The 8,824-nt window shown below is 73.1% G+C and carries 6 protein-coding genes; 3 read left to right on the forward strand and 3 right to left on the reverse strand.

Going from position 1 to position 8,824, the window contains the following annotated elements; all coding sequences use genetic code 11:
• Positions 1 to 28: 28 nt before the first annotated feature.
• Complete coding sequence (locus ACGF5T_RS32975) at positions 29 to 565, forward strand: NUDIX domain-containing protein (RefSeq protein ID WP_356605532.1); 537 nt, start codon at positions 29 to 31, stop codon at positions 563 to 565.
• Here the strand turns inward: ACGF5T_RS32975 and ACGF5T_RS32980 are convergent.
• Positions 556 to 2,943 carry a glycoside hydrolase family 31 protein gene (locus ACGF5T_RS32980; protein ID WP_356605530.1) on the reverse strand — a complete coding sequence of 796 codons (2,388 nt, stop codon included), beginning with the start codon at positions 2,941 to 2,943 and terminating at the stop codon, positions 556 to 558. The two genes, ACGF5T_RS32975 and ACGF5T_RS32980, sit on opposite strands and share 10 nt — an antisense overlap.
• A gap of 214 nt (positions 2,944 to 3,157) precedes the next feature.
• Here ACGF5T_RS32980 and ACGF5T_RS32985 point away from each other — a divergent pair, with 214 nt between their 5' ends.
• Entirely contained in the window at positions 3,158 to 5,134 is a 1,977-nt protein-coding gene (locus tag ACGF5T_RS32985; protein WP_356605529.1) for an acetoacetate--CoA ligase, read from the forward strand.
• 121 nt (positions 5,135 to 5,255) lie between these two features.
• The gene (locus ACGF5T_RS32990; RefSeq protein ID WP_366768071.1) at positions 5,256 to 6,146 is read left to right on the forward strand and encodes a hypothetical protein; all 891 of its coding nucleotides are present in this window, start codon (positions 5,256 to 5,258) and stop codon (positions 6,144 to 6,146) included.
• A gap of 69 nt (positions 6,147 to 6,215) precedes the next feature.
• Here the strand turns inward: ACGF5T_RS32990 and ptsP are convergent, their stop codons facing one another.
• Entirely contained in the window at positions 6,216 to 7,886 is a 1,671-nt protein-coding gene (ptsP, locus tag ACGF5T_RS32995; protein ID WP_361012168.1) for a phosphoenolpyruvate--protein phosphotransferase, read from the reverse strand.
• A 76-nt stretch (positions 7,887 to 7,962) separates the two neighbouring features.
• The gene (locus tag ACGF5T_RS33000) at positions 7,963 to 8,412 is read right to left on the reverse strand and encodes a PTS glucose transporter subunit IIA (RefSeq protein WP_356605523.1); all 450 of its coding nucleotides are present in this window, start codon (positions 8,410 to 8,412) and stop codon (positions 7,963 to 7,965) included.
• Positions 8,413 to 8,824: the final 412 nt, after the last annotated feature.

An 8,824-nucleotide genomic window follows, 5' to 3' on the forward strand; every position in this document is an offset into this window, starting at 1 on the left:
CCCGCGGCGATCGGCTACAGTCCGCCGCGTGTCCGAGACCCGAGTCCGCGTCCCCGATCCCGCACCCGGTTCGCACTGTTCGAGCTGCGGGACACGCTACGGAGACGGCGTCTCCGGCTGGCCCCGCACCTGCCCGGCCTGCGGCACCACGGCCTACCGCAACCCGCTGCCGGTGGCCGTCGCCCTCCAGCCCGTGTACGACACCCAGGGCACCGCCCTGGTCGTCATCACCCGCACCGTCACCCCCGCGCGGGGCGGCATCGCACTGCCCGGCGGCTACGTCGACGACCGGGAGGACTGGCGTCGGGCCGTGGTCCGCGAGCTCAAGGAGGAGACGGGCATCGACGCGTCGAGCCGCGGCGTGCGGCTCGCCGACGCCATGAGCTCACCCGACGGCCACCTGCTGCTCTTCGGCCTCCTCCCCGAGCGGCCCGCCCACGGGCTCCCGACGTCCACCGCCACGAACGAGACCGAGGGATGGCACCTGCTGCGCAGAGCGGAGGACCTCGCCTTCCCCCTGCACACCCGCGCCGTGCGGGCCTGGTTCGAGGGCCGCTACGTCTGAACCTCGCCCGGCGCGCCCTCCGCGAGCCCGCGGACCCGCACCGGGCAGGACGGCTCGGCCACGCCGCCCCCGGCCTCCCGCTCCACGACCACCCGCGGCCCCTCCCAGCGCGAGACGTACCGCTCGATCTCCGGTTCCACCCAGCCGTCGCCCGCGTCCGGCACCACCAGCCCGCCTCCGGTCCGCCCCCGCGCGGGCGCCCACACCTCCAACGCCGGCCCGCCGTCCTCACCGCGCACCGGAATCACCGCTCCCGCACGCGCCAGCACCGGAATCCGCTCCGGCGGAGCCTCCAGGAGAACCTGCGCGGGCCCCTCGTACGCCCGCTCCGTCGCCACGTCGTACCACCGCCCCCGCGGCAACCGCACCGCCCGCCGGTCCGCCCCCGGCTCCAGGACCGGGGCCACCAGCAGACAGTCGCCCAGCAGGAAGGCGTCCTCGCAATCCCGCAGCGCCCGCTCCTCCGGCGACGACCACCACAGCGGTCGTACGTACGGCGCGCCCGTCCGACGGGCCAGATGCGCCAGAGTCACGAAGTACGGCAGCAGCCGTCGCCGCCCGACAAGCGCCACGCGCGCGTGCTCCAGCACCTGAGGACCGAACTCCCACGCCTGCCCACCCCCCGCCCGCAGCCCCCCGTACGTCCGGAACAGCGGCAGGTGGGCCGCCAACTGGAGCCACCGCAGATACAGCTCCGGCGACGGCGTCCCGCCCACCCCGCCCACGTCCGTCCCCGCGTACGGCACCCCGCACAGCCCGAGCCCCATCACCAGCGACAGCGAGGCGCGCAGCCCCGGCCACCCCGTGGCCACCGCCCCCGGCCACGCACCGCCGTAACGCTGCATACCCGCCCACCCGGAGCGCGAGAAGACGAACGGGCGCTCCTCGGGAGCCAGGTCCCGCACCCCCTCGAAGGTGGCCCGAGCCATGCACAGCGCGTACACGTTGTGGCCCTCGCGGTGGTCGCCGCCCCGGCCCTCCAGCGCGTGCCGCGCCGAAAGCGGCAGCGCCGACCCGCCGAACGCGGCCGACGAGGTGGGCTCGTCGAGGTCGTGCCAGAACCCGCCGAACCCCTGCCCGAGCCGCTCCTCGTGGAGCCCGCCCCACCAGGCACGCGCGCCCGCGTGCGTGAAGTCCGGAAAGACCACGTCACCCTCTCGCGCCACACCCCGCACCGCAGGCCCCGCGGCGCTCCGCACGAAGAAGTCCGCGCCCGTCCCCCTCTCGTACACGGCGCCGCCGGGCGCGACCGGCACCGAGGGAACGACGGCCGACACCAGCCGGACGCCGTCCCGGCGCAGTTCCTCGGCGAGAACGGGCAGTTTCGGGTACCGCTCCTCGTCCACGGTGAACGGCTCGCGGGCGGCGAGGTGACCGACGCCCAGATGCACCGCGTCGAGCGGCAGATCACGCTCCTGGTGATCGATGACGGCACGCCGTACCTCCTGCTCGTCACCGGCACCCGACCGCGCGTGATGGTGACCGAGCGCCCACGCCGGCGGCAGTGCCGGCGCCCCGGTCAGCGAGGCCCAGGCCAGCAGCACGCGCGCGGGGGTCCCCACCGCCACCCAGCACCGCAGCGGCCCGCCGTCCATGCGCAGCACGCTCCGCCCGGGCCGGTCGTGCCCCGACCCGGCCCCCTCCTGCCCCTCCCGCAGCGTCACGGTGCCGTCCCACGAACTGTCGTGGAACACCAGATGCGTGCCCGCGTCGGCCACCACCAACTGCACCGGCATCGTGAGCGACGACGGGTCGTCGCCCGGTGCGAGAGGCCGGCCGGGACCGGTGTTCCACAGCCGGTACGTGCCCTCCCGCAGCCGCGGCCCCGCAGCCCGCCCGCCGAGCCCGAAGAACCGGGCGTCCGCTGCCACCTCCGACCGCTGCGCCCAACGCGCCGGACCGCCACCGACCGGCTCCCACCAGCGAGGCGGCAGTTCACGGCGCAGCACGACCCCTCCGGGCGTACGGACCTCGATCGCGCCGTGCCGGGACACGACCACCGTCGCCCGCTCGGCCACCACCCGCCAGCCGCCGTCCTTGTCCGGCTCCAGCACCGCCCGCGGATCCGGCTCCGGACAGCGGCCCGTCAACGCGTACGACGGCTCCGGCCCGGCGCCGTCCCAGCCCCAGAACACGGCACCGTTCACCGCGACGCGGACCCGCAGCTCCGAGCGGCCGAACCGGAGGACCCCGCCGCCGGGCCCCGGCTCCACCTCGCGCATCGGCCCGGGCACCCGCGCACGCTCCGCACCCCGGGGCGGCAGTCCCGCCGCGTCGGCACGACGTCTGCGCCAGGCCCCCCGAACGGTACGCAACCCCTGCGCCGCCCCCGCAGAACCGACCGCTTTCATCGAACGCACCAGGTCACGACCGTCCATGCTGCTCACCCTGCCACCGATCAGCGCCCGCGCGGGTGTCGTTCAACTGCCGTTCACCCGTGACCGCACCACATCTTCATGACACCGACTATGTGGGGCGCGCCCTGGTGTGGAAGTCGATCACATGGCATCGTCCGTGTCAGCCGCGTCACGCGCACACCCCAGCCCGTGCGCGGAAGGACGCACACGACGCGCAGAGTCCGGGAGCCGCCCCATGTCGACCGTGAACCCGCAGCCGCTCTGGCAGCCAGATCCCCAGCGCATCGCCCAGGCACGGATCACCAGCTTCCAGACCTGGGCCGCCGAACACCACGGCGCGCCCGCGGAAGGCGGCTACGCCGCCCTGCACCGCTGGTCCGTCGAGGAACTGGACACCTTCTGGAAAGCCGTCACGGAGTGGTTCGACGTCCGCTTCTCGACCCCCTACGCGCGCGTGCTGGGCGACCGCTCCATGCCCGGCGCCCGGTGGTTCCCCGGCGCCACGCTCAACTACGCCGAGCACGCCCTGCGCGCGGCCGCCACCCGAGCGGACGAACCGGCACTCCTCCACGTCGACGAGACCCAGGAACCGCGTCCCGTCTCCTGGACCGAGCTGCGCCGCCAGGTCGGCTCCCTCGCCGCCGAACTGCGCGCCCTCGGCGTACGCCCGGGCGACCGCGTCAGCGGCTACCTCCCGAACATCCCGCAGGCCGTCGTCGCCCTCCTCGCCACCGCCGCGGTCGGGGGAGTCTGGACCTCCTGCGCCCCCGACTTCGGCGCCCGCAGCGTCCTCGACCGCTTTCAGCAGGTCGAACCCGTCGTCCTGTTCACCGTCGACGGCTACCGCTACGGCGGCAAGGAACACGACCGCGGCGACACCGTGGCCGAACTCCGCCGCGAGCTGCCCACCCTGCGCGCCGTCGTCCACATCCCGCTCCTCGGCAGCAAGGCCCCGGAAGGCGCCCTCGACTGGGAGACCCTGACGGCCGCGGACACGGAACCCGTCTTCGAGCAGGTGCCCTTCGACCACCCCCTGTGGGTGCTCTACTCCTCCGGCACCACCGGCCTGCCCAAGGCCATCGTCCAGTCCCAGGGCGGCATCCTCGTCGAGCACCTCAAGCAGCTCGGCCTGCACTGCGACCTCGGCCCCCAGGACCGCTTCTTCTGGTACACGTCGACCGGCTGGATGATGTGGAACTTCCTCGTCTCCGGCCTGCTCACCGGCACCACGATCGTCCTGTACGACGGCAGCCCCGGCTACCCGGACACCGGCGCCCAGTGGCGCATCGCCGAACGCACCGGCGCCACCCTCTACGGCACCTCGGCCGCCTACGTCATGGCCTGCCGCAAGGCCGGCGTCCACCCCGCCCGCGACCACGACCTCTCCCGGATCCAGTGCGTCGCCACCACCGGCTCCCCGCTCCCGCCCGACGGCTTCCGCTGGCTGCACGACGAGTTCGCGGAGAGCGGGGCCGACCTGTGGATCGCCTCCGTCAGCGGCGGCACCGACGTGTGCTCCTGCTTCGCGGGCGCCGTCCCCACCCTCCCGGTGCACATCGGCGAGCTCCAGGCCCCCGGCCTCGGCACCGACCTGCAGTCCTGGGACCCGGGCGGCACGCCCCTGACCGACGAGGTCGGCGAGCTCGTCGTCACCAACCCCATGCCCTCGATGCCGATCCGCTTCTGGAACGACCCCGACGGCAGCCGCTACCACGACAGCTACTTCGACACGTACCCCGGCGTCTGGCGGCACGGCGACTGGATCACCCTCACCGCCCGCGGGTCCGTCGTCATCCACGGCCGCTCCGACTCCACCCTCAACCGGCAGGGCGTCCGCATGGGCTCGGCCGACATCTACGAGGCCGTCGAGCGCCTGCCCGAGATCAGGGAGTCCCTCGTGATCGGCGTCGAACAGCCCGACGGCGGCTACTGGATGCCGCTCTTCGTCCACCTCGCCCCCGGCGCCGTCCTCGACGAGGCCCTGCTCGACCGCATCAAGCGGACCATCCGCGAACAGCTCTCCCCGCGGCACGTGCCCGACGAGGTCATCGAGGTACCCGGCGTCCCGCACACCCTGACCGGCAAACGCATCGAGGTCCCGGTCAAACGCCTCCTCCAGGGCACTCCGCTCGACAAGGCCGTCAACCCCGGCTCGATCGACAACCTCGACCTGCTCCACTTCTACGAGGACCTCGCCCGCAAGCGCCCCTGACCAGACCACGGACGAGCCGGTCGCCCCGAACGGCGGTCGGCTCCCCGCTCCGCCCCGACGCCGTTGTCAGTGCCTCCGATTACTGTGAGTGAGCATTGATCGCTGCGCACAGGGGGAAAAGATGGCGCACACCGACCAGACCACACGACGCGTCCTGCGGCGGGAGATCGCCGGCACCATCGGCCTGCTCGCCGACGAGCACGACTTCCGCGCCATGCGGCGCTACCGCAGCTTCACCTTCGACGACCACCCCACCTACCTGCGGCAGGTGGAAGCCCTGCTCAGGGCACGCGCCGCACAGGGCACCCACACCACGGTCGCCCTCTTCGACCCGGAGGAGTACGCCGCCTTCTGCGCCGTGTCCGACCTGGACCCCGACGCACCCGCCAGCCGCACCCGCTTCACCGCCGAGCTGGCCGCCGGCGGCCCCACCGTCGCGTACGAGGGCCAGCCCCTCGCGGACCTCCTCCCGGCCCTCGTCGAGGCAGCCGTCCGCCAGGCCACCTGGGAGTACGCGTCCACCCTCCTCGCCCGCCTCGGCCGCTGCGCCACCTGCGGCGAGGACCTGGGCCGAGCCGCGTTCGCCCGGGCCTCACGCCTCCTGCGCCGCGTCCTCGAGACGGCCCCACCGGGCAACCGGCACCTCGTCTGCAGCGTCTCCGGCGCCCCGGAGACGCTGGTCTCGGTTCTCCACGCCGACGAGGACCTCGACGGCACTCCGCACGTCGACGAGGCCGAGGCCCTCGAATTCACCGGCGTCCTCGCCCTGGGCCTCGCCACGCACAGCCCCGGCGGCCTGGTCATGCGCGTCAGCACCTCCGGCGGACCGGACCGCATCCACGGCTGGCGCCTGCGCGGATACGGACTCGAGCCCCTCACCGCCGGCGAGGTCTTCGACGCCTACTGCACCGACGTCGAATCGGGCGACCTCATCTCCCCGGAGTCCAACGTGGACTACTGCGCGCCGCCCGACCTCGGAGACGACCACCTGCCACCGGGACACCACCACTGACGCGAGCGGGGCGCCCCACCCGAAGGTGGAACGCCCCGCACCCCAGCCACGACGCGGCTCGTCCGGCTGCTACTCGCCCGACAGCACCGCCTGAGCGGCGCTGCGCGCCTCCTCGGCACTGTCCGCCGCCCGGGCGGCGGCCGCGGCACGCTCGCACTGCGCCAGCGTGAACTTCGCCAGCGTCGCCCGCACGTACGGAAGCGACGCGGCGCCCATCGAGAGGGAGGTGACGCCCAGGCCGGTCAGCACACACGCCAGCAGCGGATCGGACGCCGCCTCACCGCAGACACCGCAGCTCTTGCCCTCGGCCTTCGCCGCCTCGGCGGACAGCGCGACCAGGTCGAGCAGCGCCGGCTGCCAGGGGTCCTGCAGCCGGGACACCGCGCCCACCTGCCGGTCGGCCGCGAAGGTGTACTGCGCGAGGTCGTTCGTCCCCAGCGACAGGAACTCGACCTCCTGGAGCACCGAGCGTGCCCGCAGGGCGGCCGACGGGATCTCCACCATGGCGCCGAACTTGGCCCGCAGCCCGGCCTCGCGGCACGCGTCCGCGAACGCCTTGGCGTCGGCGCGGTCCGCCACCATCGGGGCCATGACCTCGAGGTACACGGGCAGGCCCTCGGCCGCCTTCGCCAGCGCGGTCAGCTGCGTGCGCAGCACGTCCGGGTGGTCGAGCAGCGTCCGCAGCCCGCGCACACCCAGCGCCGGGTTCGGCTCGTCGCCCGGGGTCAGGAAGTCCAGCGGCTTGTCCGCACCGGCGTCCAGCACCCGCACCACGACCCGGCCCTCGGGGAAGGCCTCCAGCACCTGCCGGTAGGCGGTGACCTGCTTCTCCTCCGACGGCGCGTTCTTGCTGTCGTCGAGGAAGAGGAACTCGGTACGGAAGAGGCCGACACCCTCGGCCCCGGCCTCGACCGCGGCGGGCACGTCCGCGGGGCCACCGATGTTCGCGAGCAGCGGCACCTTGTGGCCGTCCGAGGTCGCCCCCGGTCCGGTCGACGCGGCCAGGGCCGCCTTGCGCTCGGCGGCCTCCGCCGTCAGCCGCGCCCTGTTCTCCTCGCTCGGGTTCACGAAGATCTCGCCGGTGCTCCCGTCCACGGCGACGACCGTGCCTTCGGGGAGCTCACCGGCACCGGGGAGGGCCACCACGGCCGGCACACCGAGCGCTCGAGCGAGGATCGCGCTGTGGCTGGTCGGCCCACCCTCCTCGGTGACGAAGCCGAGGACCAGCGTGGGGTCGAGCAGCGCCGTGTCCGCGGGTGCCAGGTCCCGCGCGATGAGGACGTACGGCTCGTCGCTGTCGGGGACACCGGGCATCGGCACCCCGAGCAGACGGGCGACGATACGATTCCGCACATCGTCGAGATCGGCCACCCGGCCGGCCAGGTACTCACCGGCACCGGCCAGCAGGGCGCGGTAGGCCGCGAAGGCGTCGTACACCGCACGCTCGGCCGTGCTGCCGACGGCGATCCGCCGCTCGACGTCGGCCATCAGCTCGGGGTCCTGCGCCATCATGGCCTGGGCCTCGAGCACCGCCTGGGCCTCGCCCCCCGCCAGGTTGCCGCGCGCCATCAGGTCGGCCGCCACAGCCTCCACCGCCTTGCGGGCGCGCCCCTGCTCGCGCTCCGCGTCCTCGGCCGGAATCTGCTTGGCCGGCGGTTCGAGCACCGCCGTTCCCATGTGCCGAACCTCGCCGATCGCCACACCGTGGCTCACGCCGACGCCTCGCAGCGTTGTCTCCATCTCACCCGTCCCGATAGTGCGGCGGGTCCCGCCGCCGCGGTGGTTGTCCCAGCGGCCGTCTGCGACGGCGCTGCCGTCACTTCCAGAGGAAGAGGCTCTCGCCGGCCTTCACTTCCCCGTCCTCACGCAGCTCGGTGAGGGCCTCGGCCGTCGCCTCCAGGGCCACGATCGGGCAGATCGGGGACTTGCCCGCGGCCTCGACGGCGGCCGGGTCCCAGCGCACCACGCCCTGACCGCGCACGACGGTGTCGCCCTTGTTCACCAGCAGCTCGAAACCCTCGCCGTTGAGCTGCACGGTGTCGATGCCGAGGTGGGTCAGCACACCGTGTCCGCTGTCGTCGACGACGACGAAGGCGTGGGGGTGCAGAGAGACGATGACCCCGTCCACGGGAGCGACGGCCTCGGAAGGCTCACGTACGGGGTCGATGGCGGTACCCGGGCCGACCATGGCCCCGGAGAAGACGGGGTCCGGCACTGCGGCCAGTCCGATGGCACGTCCTGCGAGCGGGGACGAGACGGTGGTCATGGGAAGCCTCCCAGGGGCGGAGATGTATACGGGCCGTCACTGCCTGTCCCGGACGGCGCACTGTGCAGCAGGGTATGTCATAGGAAGTACCGGTTCCGCATGAGTGTTCCGATTAGAGGTCTAGACCACAGTCCCCACGGATTTGCACCCGTTCCGCGACTCCGTGTACAGTCGTTACTCCTGCTTGAGGCTGAGCGATGCGAACGCGTCCTCGCCCCGGCAGTACCCAACTCATCAGATCCTATCGCTGGATCGCCTTCTGCATGCTCGCAGGACGGTGGTCAGAAGCACCGGGAAACGCTGGTAGTGTTGGGAACACCGAAGGGAAGCGCCCGGAGGAAAGCCTGAGAGAGTCTCTCGGGTGAGTACAAAGGAAGCGTCCGTTCCTTGAGAACTCAACAGCGTGCCAAAA

The sequence above is a fragment of the Streptomyces sp. NPDC047853 genome (assembly GCF_043204535.1).
Classification (GTDB): Bacteria; Actinomycetota; Actinomycetes; order Streptomycetales; family Streptomycetaceae; genus Streptomyces.

What these genes read in the sequence shown, in the direction of transcription:
- ACGF5T_RS32980 (WP_356605530.1), bottom strand. Translation starts at nt 2,943, where the DNA reads ATGGACGGTCGTGACCTGGTGCGTTCGATGAAAGCGGTCGGTTCTGCG.
- ACGF5T_RS32985 (WP_356605529.1), top strand. Translation starts at nt 3,158, where the DNA reads ATGTCGACCGTGAACCCGCAGCCGCTCTGGCAGCCAGATCCCCAGCGC.
- ACGF5T_RS32990 (WP_366768071.1), top strand. Translation starts at nt 5,256, where the DNA reads ATGGCGCACACCGACCAGACCACACGACGCGTCCTGCGGCGGGAGATC.
- ptsP (WP_361012168.1), bottom strand. Translation starts at nt 7,886, where the DNA reads ATGGAGACAACGCTGCGAGGCGTCGGCGTGAGCCACGGTGTGGCGATC.
- ACGF5T_RS33000 (WP_356605523.1), bottom strand. Translation starts at nt 8,412, where the DNA reads ATGACCACCGTCTCGTCCCCGCTCGCAGGACGTGCCATCGGACTGGCC.